The 14,954-nt window shown below is 38.5% G+C and carries 17 protein-coding genes and 2 riboswitches; of the genes, 16 read left to right on the top strand and 1 reads right to left on the bottom strand.

Annotation, left to right across the window (positions count from 1 at the left end):
- Positions 1-51: 51 nt before the first annotated feature.
- The 11 genes from GS400_RS16130 to GS400_RS16080 all read left to right on the top strand — a co-directional run bounded on the left by GS400_RS16130 (position 52) and on the right by GS400_RS16080 (position 10,235).
- Complete coding sequence (locus GS400_RS16130; protein ID WP_160103477.1) at positions 52-969, top strand: proline dehydrogenase family protein; 918 nt, start codon at positions 52-54, stop codon at positions 967-969.
- Between the two features lie 129 nt (positions 970-1,098).
- Complete coding sequence (locus tag GS400_RS16125) at positions 1,099-2,133, top strand: zinc-binding dehydrogenase (protein ID WP_160103475.1); 1,035 nt, start codon at positions 1,099-1,101, stop codon at positions 2,131-2,133.
- Between the two features lie 175 nt (positions 2,134-2,308).
- Complete coding sequence (locus tag GS400_RS16120) at positions 2,309-4,708, top strand: 3-hydroxyacyl-CoA dehydrogenase/enoyl-CoA hydratase family protein (RefSeq protein WP_160103473.1); 2,400 nt, start codon at positions 2,309-2,311, stop codon at positions 4,706-4,708.
- A 13-nt stretch (positions 4,709-4,721) separates the two neighbouring features.
- Positions 4,722-5,897: an acetyl-CoA C-acetyltransferase gene (locus GS400_RS16115; protein WP_160103472.1), complete on the top strand. Its 1,176-nt coding sequence runs from the start codon at positions 4,722-4,724 to the stop codon at positions 5,895-5,897.
- A 14-nt stretch (positions 5,898-5,911) separates the two neighbouring features.
- Positions 5,912-7,696 carry an acyl-CoA dehydrogenase family protein gene (locus tag GS400_RS16110; RefSeq protein WP_160103470.1) on the top strand — a complete coding sequence of 595 codons (1,785 nt, stop codon included), beginning with the start codon at positions 5,912-5,914 and terminating at the stop codon, positions 7,694-7,696.
- A 124-nt stretch (positions 7,697-7,820) separates the two neighbouring features.
- Positions 7,821-8,177: an arsenate reductase family protein gene (locus GS400_RS16105; RefSeq protein ID WP_160103468.1), complete on the top strand. Its 357-nt coding sequence runs from the start codon at positions 7,821-7,823 to the stop codon at positions 8,175-8,177.
- 74 nt (positions 8,178-8,251) lie between these two features.
- The gene (gene gcvH, locus GS400_RS16100) at positions 8,252-8,635 is read left to right on the top strand and encodes a glycine cleavage system protein GcvH (RefSeq protein ID WP_160103466.1); all 384 of its coding nucleotides are present in this window, start codon (positions 8,252-8,254) and stop codon (positions 8,633-8,635) included.
- Positions 8,636-8,693: 58 nt separating this feature from the next.
- Positions 8,694-8,852: a hypothetical protein gene (locus GS400_RS16095; RefSeq protein WP_160103464.1), complete on the top strand. Its 159-nt coding sequence runs from the start codon at positions 8,694-8,696 to the stop codon at positions 8,850-8,852.
- 164 nt (positions 8,853-9,016) lie between these two features.
- Positions 9,017-9,367, top strand: a complete 351-nt coding sequence (locus tag GS400_RS16090) for a toprim domain-containing protein (protein ID WP_027445965.1) — start codon at positions 9,017-9,019, stop codon at positions 9,365-9,367.
- Between the two features lie 12 nt (positions 9,368-9,379).
- Entirely contained in the window at positions 9,380-9,679 is a 300-nt protein-coding gene (locus GS400_RS16085) for a thioredoxin family protein (RefSeq protein ID WP_160103462.1), read from the top strand.
- A 232-nt stretch (positions 9,680-9,911) separates the two neighbouring features.
- Positions 9,912-10,235, top strand: a complete 324-nt coding sequence (locus GS400_RS16080; protein ID WP_160103460.1) for a hypothetical protein — start codon at positions 9,912-9,914, stop codon at positions 10,233-10,235.
- Here GS400_RS16080 and GS400_RS16075 read toward each other — a convergent pair.
- Entirely contained in the window at positions 10,232-10,642 is a 411-nt protein-coding gene (locus GS400_RS16075; RefSeq protein WP_160103458.1) for a TlpA disulfide reductase family protein, read from the bottom strand. The two genes, GS400_RS16080 and GS400_RS16075, sit on opposite strands and share 4 nt — an antisense overlap.
- Before the next feature lie 82 nt (positions 10,643-10,724).
- A riboswitch (SAM riboswitch) is annotated at positions 10,725-10,829 on the top strand.
- 171 nt (positions 10,830-11,000) lie between these two features.
- A riboswitch (SAM riboswitch) is annotated at positions 11,001-11,118 on the top strand.
- Positions 11,119-11,199: 81 nt separating this feature from the next.
- Between GS400_RS16075 and GS400_RS16070 the strand changes: the two genes are divergently transcribed.
- The 5 genes from GS400_RS16070 (at position 11,200) to GS400_RS20075 (ending at position 14,622) form a co-directional block, all read left to right on the top strand.
- Entirely contained in the window at positions 11,200-12,228 is a 1,029-nt protein-coding gene (locus GS400_RS16070; protein ID WP_160103456.1) for a methionine ABC transporter ATP-binding protein, read from the top strand.
- Entirely contained in the window at positions 12,218-12,886 is a 669-nt protein-coding gene (locus GS400_RS16065) for a methionine ABC transporter permease (protein WP_160103454.1), read from the top strand. Before GS400_RS16070 ends, GS400_RS16065 begins: the two co-directional genes overlap by 11 nt.
- A 17-nt stretch (positions 12,887-12,903) precedes the next feature.
- Complete coding sequence (locus GS400_RS16060) at positions 12,904-13,791, top strand: MetQ/NlpA family ABC transporter substrate-binding protein (RefSeq protein ID WP_160103452.1); 888 nt, start codon at positions 12,904-12,906, stop codon at positions 13,789-13,791.
- An 84-nt stretch (positions 13,792-13,875) separates the two neighbouring features.
- Complete coding sequence (locus GS400_RS16055) at positions 13,876-14,247, top strand: carboxymuconolactone decarboxylase family protein (protein ID WP_160103450.1); 372 nt, start codon at positions 13,876-13,878, stop codon at positions 14,245-14,247.
- Positions 14,248-14,451: 204 nt separating this feature from the next.
- Positions 14,452-14,622, top strand: coding sequence for a YuzK family famiily protein (locus GS400_RS20075; protein ID WP_154657324.1), 171 nt, complete (start codon positions 14,452-14,454; stop codon positions 14,620-14,622).
- The last annotated feature ends 332 nt before the right edge of the window (positions 14,623-14,954 follow it).

The following is a 14,954-nucleotide window of genomic DNA, read 5'->3' as shown; positions in this document are numbered from 1 at the left end:
ATAGGAATTGCGCCATCATCAATAACAATTGATGAATAGGGAGGGGTCAAGATGGAGCAATTATTACGAAATTTCTTTCTATTTTTATCAAAGAACAAAATGTTTACAAAATTAGCCAGGAAATATGGCCTACGTTTCGGAGCAGGACGTTTTGTTGCTGGAGAAACAATGCAAAACACTGCGAAAGTTATACAAGATCTTAACGAAAAAGGCATGGATGTGACGATTGATCACCTTGGTGAGTTTGTTGATAATGAAGATGAAGCCAAGCAACGTACAGAAGAATGTATTGAAGCCATCCGTGTTATTTCTGAACAAAACTTGAACTCACAATTGTCATTGAAGTTAACTTCAATGGGGTTGGATATATCAGACGATTTAGTGATGGAAAACATGCGCACGATTTTAGATGCAGGTAAAAAGTATAACGTTTTCGTCACTATAGATATGGAAGACTACGAACGCTGCGAGAAGACACTTGAGATTTTTAAACAGCTCAAATCTGAGTATGAGTTAATCGGTACAGTGTTACAAGCTTACTTATATCGAACTGTAGAAGATATCGAAGAATTAGATCAATACAGTCCGAATCTTCGTCTTGTAAAAGGGGCTTATAAAGAATCACCAAAAGTAGCGTTCCCTGAAAAGAAAGATACAGATGACAACTTTAAGAAGATTATTAAGATGCACTTATTAAATGGGAACTACACAGCAGTAGCTACCCACGATGATGAAATGATTGAATACACAAAACAACTTGAGAAAGAACATAATATTTCTCGAGATCAATTTGAGTTTCAGATGTTATTTGGCATTCGCACAGAACGACAGGAAGAATTGATTAAAGAAGGGTATCGCATGCGTGTTTATGTACCATATGGCGATGATTGGTACGGTTACTTCATGCGTCGCCTTGCTGAACGACCTGCTAACGTAGCATTTGTAGCAAAAGGTGTGTTCGGGAAGTAGAAATGAGAGAGTTCACCTATTCGTGGTGAGCTCTTTTTTTGTTTAATAAGGCAATATCATATATATTTTGCTTTAGTACGAAGCATTATAAAGACAGATTTAAAAAACAAGAAAAGGTGTGAGTCATACATGAAAGCAGTTCAAGTTGAAGGATACGGAGGTCTTGAGCAACTACAATATGTTGAAAAGGAAACGCCTAAACCTAAGGAAGGAGAAGTACTTATCGAGGTGAAAGCCTGTGCCATAAATAATACAGAAATTTGGATGCGTGAAGGAGCGTATGGAACAGGTGGAAAATCTGGCTGGCGTCCTGAGGGTGTTCAGTTTCCAAGAATACCTGGCTCAGATATAACGGGTAAAGTTGTAGAAGCAGGTACAGGTGTGAATGAAAGTATCGTAGGACAAGATGTCGTATTATTCCCTTTCACTTCTAGTGGAGAGGAAGGTAAAGAACATATTTCAGAGGATATGTCCTTCGTAGGTTCAGAATATGATGGTGGATATGCTGAGTATGTGGTTTGGCCTGCGGAATTGTGTTTTCCAATGCCTTTATCTACATACCCTGAAAGTGCAGTTTTTTCTGTAAGTGGTATGACAGGTTGGCATATGGTAGAAGAAGCTCAAATTCAAGAGGGAGAAACCGTAATGGTGACCGGTGCAAATGGAGGAGTGGGCTCTCTTAATGTTCAAATAGCCTCACAAGTCTTTGGAGCTAAGGTTATTGCTATCGTAGGGGATTTAGAATTAGCGGATAAATTGAAGGAGTTAGGAGCTACTCATGTTCTATCCTATAAATCAGATCAATTAGAAAAAGAAATTCTTGAAGCAAATGATGGTCCTATTGATGCTGTATTAGATGTTGTAGGAGATGCCTTGTTTAATACATCCCTTCAGGTTCTGAAAAAAGGAGGAAGGTTCTGTACTTCAGGGTCTGCAGGTGGCCAGAAAACAGAACTTGATTTTAGAACCATGTATCTAAAACACATTACACTAATTGGGTCTGTTTTAGGAACGCGTAAAGAATTTAAGAAGCTGATGGATGCTGTAAGTGAAGGGAAAGTGAAACCAATTATCGATCGGACATTTCCTCTAGAACAGGCGCGTGATGCTCAAAGCTACTTTAAAGAAGCAGGTAAAATGGGGAAGATTGTTCTACTTCCATAAAGAGAACAAGACGTTTTCAATTTATTTTGGAAACGTCTTGATTTTCCCAAATAAAATGATTGCGAAATGTCTGAAAATATTTTATAGTAAAGGTAGGATTTAGGTCGATTGCGATCTATATATTTTTTTCGTTTAAAATGAATGAGTATTCATTCAAATGTTAGGGGGATTTAGAATGAAGCGAACAATCAAGCGCGCAGCTGTTTTAGGCTCAGGAGTAATGGGAGCAGGTATTGCTGCACACTTGGCGAATGTGGGCATTCCATCAATAATGCTCGATATTGTACCTCGTGAACTAAACGACCAGGAAAAGAAGAAAGGGTTAACGTTAGAAGATCCTCAAGTACGAAACCGAATGAGTGAAGTGAGTAAGCAACGATTACTTAAACAAAAACCTTCACCACTGACTAGTAAGAAAAATTTAGACATGATTGAAACCGGTAACATGGAAGATCACATGGACCGATTAAGTGAAGTCGATTGGATTATCGAAGTCGTTGTTGAAAATCTAGAAATTAAACAAAAGGTTTTTGCATCTGTTGATCAATACCGTAAAGAAGGTTCGATTGTTACTTCCAATACATCAGGTATTTCCGTTGAGAGCATGGCGGAAGGACGTTCTGAAGATTTTCAAAAGCATTTCCTAGGAATGCACTTTTTCAACCCGCCTCGTTACTTAAAATTATTAGAAGTTATTCCAACTAAGAACACAGATTCCGAAGTTCTTCAATTCATGAAACGCTTTGGAGAAGACGTTCTGGGTAAAGGCGTCGTTGAAGCAAAAGATACGCCAAACTTCATAGCAAACCGAATCGGAACGTACGGTCTTTTAGTTACGGTTCGTGAAATGGTGAATGGTGGCTATAGTGTTGGTGAAGTTGATTCAGTAACGGGTCCAATGATTGGGCGTCCGAAAAGTGCAACCTTCCGTACGCTAGATGTTGTAGGCCTTGATACATTCCTACACGTTGCGAAAAACGTCTATGACAAAGTTGAAGGTGACGAAAAAGACGTATTCGATCCTCCTCAGTTTATGAAGACGATGGCTGAAAAAGGCTGGATCGGAGCGAAAAGCGGTCAGGGCTTCTTCCTGAAGAAAAAAGGAAAAGACGGAAGCACGATTTATGAGTTAAACCCAGAGACCTTAGAATATGAAGATCGTAAAAAGCTGAAAACAAGCGCAACAGAGATGGCGAAACAAGAAAAAGGTCCTAAACGTAAACTGAAAGCTCTTGTCACTTCTAAAGGTGATCGTGCTGGAGATTTCGTTTGGAATATTGTAAAGCCAGTTCTAACTTATTCAGCTGAACTAACGGGTGAAATTGCTGATGATATCCCATCAATCGATAATGCGATGAAATGGGGATTCGGCTGGGAGCTAGGTCCTTTTGAAATGTGGGATGCAATTGGAGTGGAGAAATCCGTTGCTCGCATGAAGGATGAAGGAGAAACCGTTCCAGCATGGGTTGAAGAGATGTTATCAAAAGGTTATACCTCTTTTTATAAGAAGGAAAATGGTAGCGTTTACTTTTACCATAATGGTGAATATAAGCTTCAATCCTTCAATGAAAAAGAAATTCATATTCAGAGCACTAAGGAAAAGAAAGGTGTTATTAAGAAAAATAGTGGTGCAAGCCTGATCGATATTGGTGATGGCGTAGCGTTACTTGAATTCCATTCGCAAAGCAATGCGATTGGATTAGATATTATGCAGATGATTAATTTTGCTATAGAAGAAGTTCAGCAAAATTACAAAGGATTAGTGATCGGGAATCAGGCGAAGAACTTCTGTGTTGGTGCGAATCTAGGCATGATTCTGATGGAAGCTCAAGACTTTAACTTTATGGAAATTGAAATGGTCGTTAAGCAATTCCAGAACGCCATGATGAATATTAAGTACTCTGAAAAGCCTGTTGTGGCAGCACCATTTGGGATGACGCTTGGTGGAGGAACAGAAATCACGTTACCAACGAGTGCGATTCAGGCTTCACAAGAAACGTATATGGGTCTAGTTGAAGCAGGTGTTGGCTTAATCCCTGGTGGAGGCGGTAACAAAGAGCTATATATTAAGCATCTACGCGGTATTCCGGACTCTGTAGATTTTGACCTTCAAAAAGTTGCGAACGAAGTTTTTGAAAAGATTGCAACGGCCAAAGTCTCTACATCAGCTGTGGAAGCACGTGAGCTAGGTTACTTGGATCAAATGGATGCCATCAGCGTAAATGGTGATCATCTTTTACATGATGCTAAGCAAAAAGTGTTGGGTCTTGCAAAAGCAGGTTATCAGCCACCTAAACGTAAGAAAATCCCTGTTGTTGGTGAACAAGGTTATGCAACCATGCTTCTAGGCGCTAAAACAATGGGATTCGGTGGATATGCATCAGAACATGATATCAAGATTGCACAAAAACTTGCCAATGTTTTAGCAGGAGGAAAAGTAGCTGCTGGAACGTTAGTAGATGAACAATATTTATTGGACTTAGAGCGTGAAGCATTCTTAAGTCTCGTAGGTGAGCCTAAGACACAACAACGTATGCAACACATGTTAATGAAAGGTAAGCCACTACGTAACTAAAGGGGGAAGGATCGTGAAGGAAGCTGTAATCGTAGCAGGTGCTCGTACACCTGTTGGGAAAGCAAGTAAAGGAACATTAGCGAATACAAGACCAGATGATTTAGCAGCATTAACGATAAAAGAAACATTAAAACGAGCTGGAAACTACGATGGCAATATAGATGATGTCATTATCGGTTGTGCGATTCCAGAAGCTGAGCAAGGAACGAACATGGCTCGAAGCATTGCAGCTTTAGCTGGGCTATCTCACACAGTTCCTGGCATTACCATCAACCGTTATTGCTCCAGCGGACTTCAAAGTATCGCTTATGCAGCAGAGCGTATTATGCTTGGATATAGTGACACCATTATTGCTGGTGGTGCTGAATCTATGAGTCTAGTACCAGTACCAGGACACGTTATTAAACCCAATGTGAAGCTTGTAGAAAATGCACCTGAGTATTACATGGGCATGGGTTTTACTGCTGAAGAAGTAGCGAAAAAGTACGGTATTACTCGTGAGGAGCAAGATGCTTTTGCAATAAAAAGTCATGAAAAAGCTGCTAAAGCAATTCAAGAAGGAAAGTTCCAAGATGAGATTGTTCCAGTGGATGTGATTCACAGAACTCTTGGTGGCGACAACAAGCTTCAAGAAAAAGAGATTCAGTTTAGCGTGGATGAAGGTGTTCGTCCTGGTACAAACATGGAAGGGCTAGCGAAGTTACGTCCTGCATTCTCAGTAGGCGGTACCGTAACAGCTGGCAACTCTTCTCAAATGAGTGACGGCGCTGCATCTGTACTGATTATGGATCGTGAAAAAGCGGAAGCAGAAGGGTTAACACCTTTAGTGAAGTTTCGTTCTTTTGCTGTAGCAGGTGTTGAACCTGAAATCATGGGGGTTGGACCTGTTAAGGCGATTCCAAAAGCATTAAAGCTTGCTGGTTTAAGTCAGGAAGATATTGGATTGTTTGAATTAAATGAAGCATTTGCCTCTCAGTCCGTGCAAGTTATCCGCGAGTTGGGTCTTGATGAAGATAAAGTGAATGTAAACGGAGGAGCTATTGCACTTGGTCACCCACTAGGCTGTACAGGTACAAAGCTAACCTTAAGTTTAATGCACGAAATGAAGCGTCGTAATGAGAAATATGGTGTTGTAACGATGTGTATTGGTGGCGGAATGGGCGCTGCTGGAGTATTTGAACTTATTTAAAGGAGGAAACCCTTATGAGTGAAACAAAAGAGCAAGTGTTTAAAGGTGGAGCGTTTATCATTGAGGATCTAGAAGCGGAGGATATCATTACCCCTGAAGATTTTAATGATGAACACAAAATGATCGCGAAAACTACGGAAGACTTTGTGATGGGAGAAGTTGTACCGAAAATCCCTAACCTTGAAAACCATGAATTTGAGCATTCCGTAAACTTACTGAAGCAAGCTGGAGAACTAGGTCTTTTAGGTGCTGATGTTCCTGAAGAATATGGAGGATTAGGCCTTGATAAAATCAGTTCATCCTTAATCACTGAAAAGTTCTCTCTAGCAGGTGGATTCTCCGTAACACATGGTGCTCATGTAGGAATAGGGTCCCTACCCATTGTTTTCTTCGGTAATGAAGATCAAAAGCAAAAGTACCTACCAGCACTAGCTACAGGTGAAAAGTTAGCAGCGTATGCATTAACAGAGCCAGGTTCAGGTTCAGATGCTTTAGGTGCTAAAACAACAGCGAAGTTAAATGAAGCAGGAACGCACTATATTTTGAATGGTGAGAAACAATGGATTACAAACTCGGCATTTGCTGACGTGTTCGTTGTCTATGCAAAAGTTGATGGAGATAAATTCACAGCTTTCATTGTAGAACGTGATTATAATGGAGTTTCTACAGGTCCTGAAGAAAAGAAAATGGGAATTAAGAGCTCAAGTACACGTACATTGATCCTTGAAGATGCTGAAGTTCCAGTTGAAAATGTACTTGGTGAAATTGGCCGTGGTCATGTCATCGCCTTTAACATTCTAAACGTTGGTCGTTACAAACTAGCAATCGGAGGCGTTGGTGGATCCAAGCGTGCTCTAGAACTAGCAGTAAAATATACAAATGAGCGTAAACAGTTCAATACAGCTATCTCAAGCTTCCCACTTACGCAAGAAAAACTAGGGAAGATGGCAGCTGAAACGTATGCCAATGAAAGTGGTGTTTATCGCACAGTTGGATTGTTCGAGCAACGCATGAGTAAGTTGAGTGAAGAGGAGCTTAAAGACGGCTCTAAAGTAGCGAAGGCGATTGCTGAATATGCAATTGAGTGTTCCATTGGAAAAGTATTAGGTACAGAGCTTCTAGACTATGTTGCGGACGAAGCAGTACAGCTTCACGGAGGTTATGGCTTCATGCAAGAATATGAAGTAGAACGCATTTACCGTGATTCTCGTATCAACCGAATCTTTGAAGGTACAAATGAAATAAACCGTATGATCGTACCAGGTACATTGCTGAAAAAAGCAATGAAAGGCGAGTTACCATTACTTCAAAAAGCTCAAAGTTTACAGGAAGAGCTTATGATGATGATGCCGGAAGAGCCTGGAACTGAGACGTTAGAGCAAGAGAAATACCTACTGAAAAATGCTAAGAAAATTGGCTTGTTAGCTGCAGGTCTTGCTGCTCAGAAATATGGTGAAAAGCTTGAAAATGAACAAGAACTGCTTGTGAATATCGCAGACATCGTAGGTGAGATTTACAATATGGAATCCGCTATCCTACGTACTGAAAAAGCAATTAATAAAACTGGTGAAGAGAAGAACCAACACAAACTTCTTATGACTCAAGTTTTCGTTCAAGAAGCATTCAACCGTATTGAAGCTCATGCTAAGGAAACGCTTATTGCTAGTGAAGAAGGCGATACACTTCGCATGATGCTATCAGCACTACGTAAATTGACTCGTCACACACCAATTAATGTAATTTCAAAGAAACGTGAAATTGCTGCAACAATTATTAAAGAAGAGAAATATGTTGTATAATTGGGTATAATGATTATAAGCAATCCTACCGCTAAATGAGTGGTAGGATTGTTTTGTAACCAAGATAGTCAGATGATTATAATAATGATAAAATAATGGTGATACATAGAAGGAGGTTCTTGGTTTGGCACTAACATTTTATTGGTACCCACAATGTGGTACTTGTAAAAAAGCAAAAAAATGGCTTGATGAAAATGAGAAGTCATATGAAACCGTACATATTGTAGAGAACCCACCCACGAAAGAGCAGCTCAAAACTTTTATCGAACAAAGTGGTCTTCCGGCTAAAAAGTTTTTCAACACAAGTGGGAAAAAATATCGTGAACTTGGTATGAAGGACAAGCTTCAGGATGCGACTGAAGATCAAATGGCAGAGTGGCTAGCTTCAGATGGCATGCTGATTAAAAGACCTATTGTTACAGATGGAAATAAGGTGACTGTAGGGTTTAAAGAAGAAACATTTGAGGATACTTGGAAATAGTGAGCAAAACATTTGGCTAACTTGGCCAAATTTAATACATTTACTATGAAGTAGTAGAAAATGGAGGGGTACACATGAGTTTACCAAAAGAGTTATATTATTCAGAAGAGCACGAATGGGTAAAAGTAGAAGGCGACAAAGTTCGTATCGGAATTACAGATCACGCACAGTCTGAGCTAGGCGACATTGTATTCGTTGAACTTCCAGAAGTAGGCGATGAAATTGAAGCAGACGAGCCTTTTGGTAGTGTAGAGTCTGTTAAAACAGTATCTGAACTTTATGCCCCGCTAACTGGTAAAGTTGTTGGCATCAACGAAGAGCTAGAGGATAGCCCTGAGTTTGTTAACGAATCTCCATATGATAAAGCATGGATGATCATTGTAGAACCATCTAACAATGGTGAGATTGACGAACTAATGTCAGCAGATCAATACCAAGAAATGATTGAAGAAGAATAATATTGGAAAAATAGTATAGACAACAAAGGACATTCTAAGTGTAAGGGGTGATCCTTTAATGTCTAAACAAAACCATAAGCAACAAAATCAACGAACTAAAAATACCAAAGGCAAGCCTTCTGCACAAAATCACAAAAAAGAATCTTGGCGTGGAACAGCGATTCCATCTCAAGTGGATAAGTATGTGGATTGTGATGAAACAAAAGGTTGGTGCTAAATAGAATGGTAATGGCAGTGGACAATTTCCCACTGCCATTTTTTACACTTGAAATTTATTTTGGAAATGCCTTTTTTCAGTCTATATAGGGACATAGCAGTAGCATTTATCGCACCTCATAACATAAAATAAAGAAAAGAATGTTGAGAAAACAGGTGATATGGATGGATGAATTAGAGAAAGTGATCATTGTTGAAGGAAAAACCGATAAACAACAGATCAAAAAAATTATAAATGAAAATGTCGAAATCATCTGCACGAATGGTACACTCGGTGTTGAACGTCTTGAAGAACTAATTTTTGAATATGACTTAGATCATAAAGATGTATTTATTTTGGTTGATGAGGATGATTCAGGGCATAAGCTTCGAAAGCAGTTATCAGAAGAATTACCCCATGCAGAGCACATTTATATTGATAAGTCCTTTCGAGAAGTTGCTGCTACTCCTGAGCTAGAACTGGCATCTGCACTTGTCAGTAGAAGCATATCCGTCGACCCGTTATTTCTAGCCTAAAGGTGGTAAAGAATGATTCAGGTCAAGGAAGAACTTGAAATCCACAAAGGTACGTACACATTATTTTTTATCCACAGCCCATTCTGTGGAACGTGTCATGTAGCAAGAAAAATGTTGGATGCTATCGAGGAACTATGGGGAAAAGAAATTTTTTATGATGTAAACGCACCCTTGTTTCCTGATATGATGCAAAAATACAAAGTTGAAAGTGTACCTTGTTTATTAGTATTAAATGAAAACGAAGTATGTGAGAAAATTTACGCCTTTCATTCAGTGCCTCATATGCTTGAGATTGTAAAAAAATATAGTTAAGGAAAAGCCTTGGGATTATAAGTCCCGAGGCTTTTTTTATTTATTTGGGAATACAAAGAACGTTTGAGTGTCGAAGGGGATTTTATAAGTGAGGAAGTAGAGAGGATAAATGTTGAAAATCCATTAAGTGCATAAGAAAAATCACAAACAATTTGTCGAAAAGTAACTAAAGGAATTCCAAGCTACATAGCGAACATAAAAAGGAGAGATGTGAGACAAAAGGAGCAGACATATGGATGTAAATGAGCTTTATCAATGGAAAGATCGAATAGAAAAACGAAAAGACCTTGAGCACATGTTAGCTGAGAAACATATTGTCATTCATTTTTATGATGACCAGGATATTGTGGGAGTTATAGTGGATGGGAAAGTAATTGAAATTTTTGAGCATGAACAGCAACATCCAAATGTCACTATCCATGCTCAGTTTCCGGTGTTACAAAATATTTGGAATGGAAATAAGCGTTTATTAACCTTGCCTGAGCAATCGCTCCAAGCGAAAGGGCAATTTCGGGATTTATTGTTTGTAGAAGCTTTGTTTCATCTAGCTTCTTAAATTATTTCTCCTACAGCCTTAATGATATCCATCATTACTGCTTTATCTCCGAAATGGTGAGCAATTTCCCCATTTTGGTCAATGATGATGGTTGTAGGCACACCCTCGCATTCATACTGATCATAAGTTTTCCGACCATCATCTAATAGTGTAGGCTGAGTTAAAAACTTCTCAGCGTAATTCAAACCTTCTTGTACATTTCGCTCTCTGCCTACAACATTTATCGTTAACATTTTAACTTGATCCTTAGGAACAGATTGATAAAACTGTTCTTTTTTTGGTAAGTCACGTCCACAATCCGGACACCAGGAAGCCCAAAAGGTGAGCATAACAACCTTCCCTAAGTCTTGTTCAAGTTGATAGGTTTCTCCATCTATTGTCTGTAACTCAAATAAAGGAGCTTTCATTTATGATCCTCCTGTAAAAAATAATTGACGTTTATCTATACATCATGCTAACATAATCAACAATATTAAAACGAATATAAAAATCTTATCATGAGTGGTGGAGGGACTGGCCCTACGAAGCCCGGCAACCGTCCAAATTGGATTGGTGCTAATTCCTGAAGAACAAACGGTTTCTGCGAGATAAGAGGATATACAAAACGTAAAAATCCTCTTCATCTTTGAAGAGGATTTTTTTATACTAATACTTTTTCGAAAAATTATAATAACAGTATTGACTCAACAAAATCACAATGATAAGATTCTTTTTAGAACTTAACCGAGTTAAAGTATTAATTTATTAATTAAATAAAGCGATAGACTCTTATCACGAGAGGTGGAGGGACTGGCCCTATGAAGCCCGGCAACCGCTAAACATATATTTTGTGTTTATGAAGGTGCCAAATCCTGCTGAGATGATGATCTCAGAAAGATGAGAGGACGTTATGGTACATATAAATGCCTTTCTGTCCTCTTGGATAGAAAGGCATTTTTTATTGGATCAAGGAGGAGAAGCCATCATGATTTCCATCAAAGGATTAAATAAGATCTTCAAATCATCCTCGGGTGATGTTAAAGCTGTTGAAGATTTAAATATATCCATACCCAAAGGCGAAATATTTGGTGTGATTGGTTATAGCGGTGCTGGTAAAAGTACACTCATTCGACTACTAAATCGATTAGAAGAGCCGACTAGTGGAGAGGTCATCATTGATGATCAGGATGTTACAAATCTCAGCACGAACAAGTTACGAGAGGCAAGACAAGATATCGCAATGATTTTCCAACACTTTAATCTTTTATGGTCAAGAACAGTTCGTGAAAACATTGCCTTTCCTCTAGAAATTGCAAAGGTTCCGAAACAAGAGAGAAATAAGCGTGTAGATGAATTAATCCAATTAGTTGGCCTAGCTGGAAGAGAGGATGCCTATCCATCTCAATTAAGTGGTGGTCAGAAGCAAAGAGTTGGAATTGCTAGAGCTCTTGCGAACAATCCAAAAGTTTTACTATGTGATGAAGCAACATCTGCTCTAGACCCAGAAACAACAGATTCAATCTTAGACTTACTTGTTGATATTAACGAAAAATTAGGTCTAACGATTATATTAATCACTCACGAGATGCATGTTATCCGAAAGATTTGCCATCAAGTAGCTGTAATGGAACACGGCAGAGTGGTTGAACAAGGTGATGTGTTGGATGTTTTCCTACACCCTCAACAACCCGTCACCAAGCGATTTGTTGATCAGATTATGGGAGATCGTGACGAGGAAGATGCATTATCAACCATTACAAATCAACATGAATCTGGAAAGGTAATGCGTCTTCACTTTGTTGGAGAGAAGACGAACCAAGCGCTTATTAGTGAAATAGCTAAGCGTTTCCCTGTAGCAGTAAACATCATGCATGGAAAGATCACACAAACGAAAAAGGGTGCTTATGGAACACTCATTGTACACATCGATGGATCAGAAGAAGCCATTCAAGAAGCGATCCGTTACATTGAAGAGACATCTGTTGAAGTGGAGGTGACTTCCGATGTTTCATAAATTGTTTCCTAATGCAAGAGTAGAGGATTTAGTTGAAGCCACAAAAGAAACATTTTATATGACTGGCATTTCCGTACTAGGGACATTTATTTTCGGTATTATCCTTGGTTTACTTCTTTATTTGACTGCTAAAGAAGGTTTATGGGCAAATAAAGTATTGAACTTTATTGTTGCAACCATTGTGAATATATCCCGAGCCATTCCATTTATTATTCTTATTTTTCTACTATTCCCATTCACAGATTGGTTGATGGGAACAATCAGAGGACCTAATGCAGCATTACCTGCGTTAATTATAGGTGCAGCTCCGTTCTACGGACGTATGGTTGAGATTGCCTTGAAGGAGGTAGATAAAGGCGTAATTGAAGCAGCTAAAGCTATGGGAGCGAAGACATCAACGATAATCTTCAAGGTTTTATTACCAGAATCAATGCCAGCCTTGGTTTCCGGTTTAACTGTTACAGCTATTGCACTCATTAGTTATACAGCAATGGCAGGTGTTATCGGTGCAGGAGGTCTTGGTGACTTAGCCTACATGAAAGGATTCCAACTATGGGATTTTGATGTAGTATTCTTAAGCACTGTGCTTATCGTTTTAATTGTATTCATTTTCCAATTCATTGGAGACTTCATTTCCAATAAATTAGATAAAAGATAAAAAAGGAGAGACAAAAGATGAAGAAATTCTTAACTTTAATCATTACATCATTAGCAATTCTGGCACTAGCAGCTTGTGGATCGAGTGAAGGAAATAACACAAACGCTAGTCAGGATGATAAGGAACAAACGGAACAAGAATCTCAAGAAAATAAAGATCAACAAAAAGATAAGAAAGAGCTTGTAGTTGGAGCATCTACTACACCGCACGCTGAGATTTTAGAGAAAGCTAAGCCAATCCTTGCAGAAAAAGGAATTAACCTTAAAATTGAAACGTACCAAGATTACATCCTACCGAACCGAGATTTATCAGAAGGAAGACTTGATGCTAACTATTTCCAGCACAAGCCTTACCTAGAAAATCAAATTGAAGAGTTTGGATATGACTTTGCAAGTGTAGGACCTGTACACATTGAACCAATGGGCGTGTACTCTAAAAACATCAAGAGTATTGAAGAGATTCCCAAAGGTACTAACGTAATTATGAGTCGTTCTGTAGCAGACCACGGCCGTATTCTTTCTCTATTTGAGAGAAAAGGTCTTATTAAGCTTAAAGAAGGTATCAACAAAATTAAAGCAACACGTGAAGATATCGTTAAGAATCCGAAGAATCTTAAGTTCCATGCTGATGTAAACGCAGAGCTTTTACCACAGAACTATAAACGTGAAGAAGATGCTCTTGTAGCAATTAATACGAACTATGCGATTAAAGCAGGATTAAATCCTACAAAAGATTCTCTTTTCCAGGAAAGTGCAGAATCTCCGTATGCTAACTTAATTGTTACAAAATCGAAAAACAAAGACAACGAAGCCGTTAAGACACTTCTTAAAGTGCTTCAATCTAAAGAAATTGTAAGCTTTATTAAAGAAGAATACGACGGTGCGATTGTACCGGTAGAAAAATAAAAAATTGTTATTTCCCTCCTTGGATAGAAATGAAGTGATTGCTCATACTATGCGTAGTCACAATCTATCCTGGAGGGATTTTTTATGGATCAACAAAATAGACCTATCAATAAAACGGAAGAAGCGTTATCTGATTATAAACATGGCATGGGAGCCTTTTCTGAACATATGCCTGAATTAGCTCATCATTTCAATGAGTTTTCGGAAAAATGTTTTGATGAAGGTGCACTTTCGCAGAAAGAGAAGCAGTTGATAGCATTAGGGATCAGTATCGTTGCTCAAGATGAATACTGCATTATTTATCATTCAAAAGGGTGCTTAGATCATGGTGCTTCACGCGATGAAATGATGGAAGCGTGTGGTGTAGCAGCTGCCTTTGGTGGTGGAGCGGCGTTAAGCCAAGCTGTTACGCTTGTCCAAGATAGCATCACGGATTTAACTCAATATAAGCAGTAAGCCCAAATCATGAATATACGTTAGCAATGAAGAGAATATGGAAACAATTCTATGGTGTGAGAAGGTATAAAGTTCCCTTCCTTTTGATCACTCTTCCATCCTTAATAACTGGTTTATATGGGTTTTGTTCAGGGTATTAGCTCTGTGCTAATATATTTTTATACAAATTGAAGGGATGGATTCACTATTAGTGACCAACTGACTTTGAATTACACAAATGAGATGGAAAAGGCTATGCAGGCATCTCATGGAATTGGCTACCAAGAATATAGCCAGCGTTTGGATCAACGATTAAAGGTTGAACAAAGAAGGCAAAGTGATTATGAACAAAGTCAACGCATTGTCGCAGAAGTAGATAGACAAATACATCGATAATGAATTATTAGGAAAAGTTATCCTTAAATATATAGAATATAATGTCTAAATGAAAAAAGCAGGCGGTAAAATAAACGCCTGCTTTTCTTTATGAACGAGACTGTGTTTTAACACTGTTCAAAATTTTGTTACCATGGGTAAGGTGAAGTTCATAAGTAATAAGGTAGAAACTAGGTGTTATGGGCTTTTACATTTACACTATAACCATGTTGAAAACCACGGTATAACAAGGGAAAAAAGTTGATATCACTTTTCATATGTTATAAGATTATAATGAGAATAAATTGAGAATAGCTTTTAGATCCTCATGTTTAAATGTGGCTAAAACAAAA

Origin of the sequence: Pontibacillus sp. HMF3514 (assembly GCF_009858175.1) — a bacterium.
GTDB lineage: Bacteria > Bacillota > Bacilli > Bacillales > BH030062 > Pontibacillus.
The sequence above is the reverse complement of the archived record's forward strand: the minus strand, read 5'-3'. Positions and strand labels throughout refer to the sequence as shown.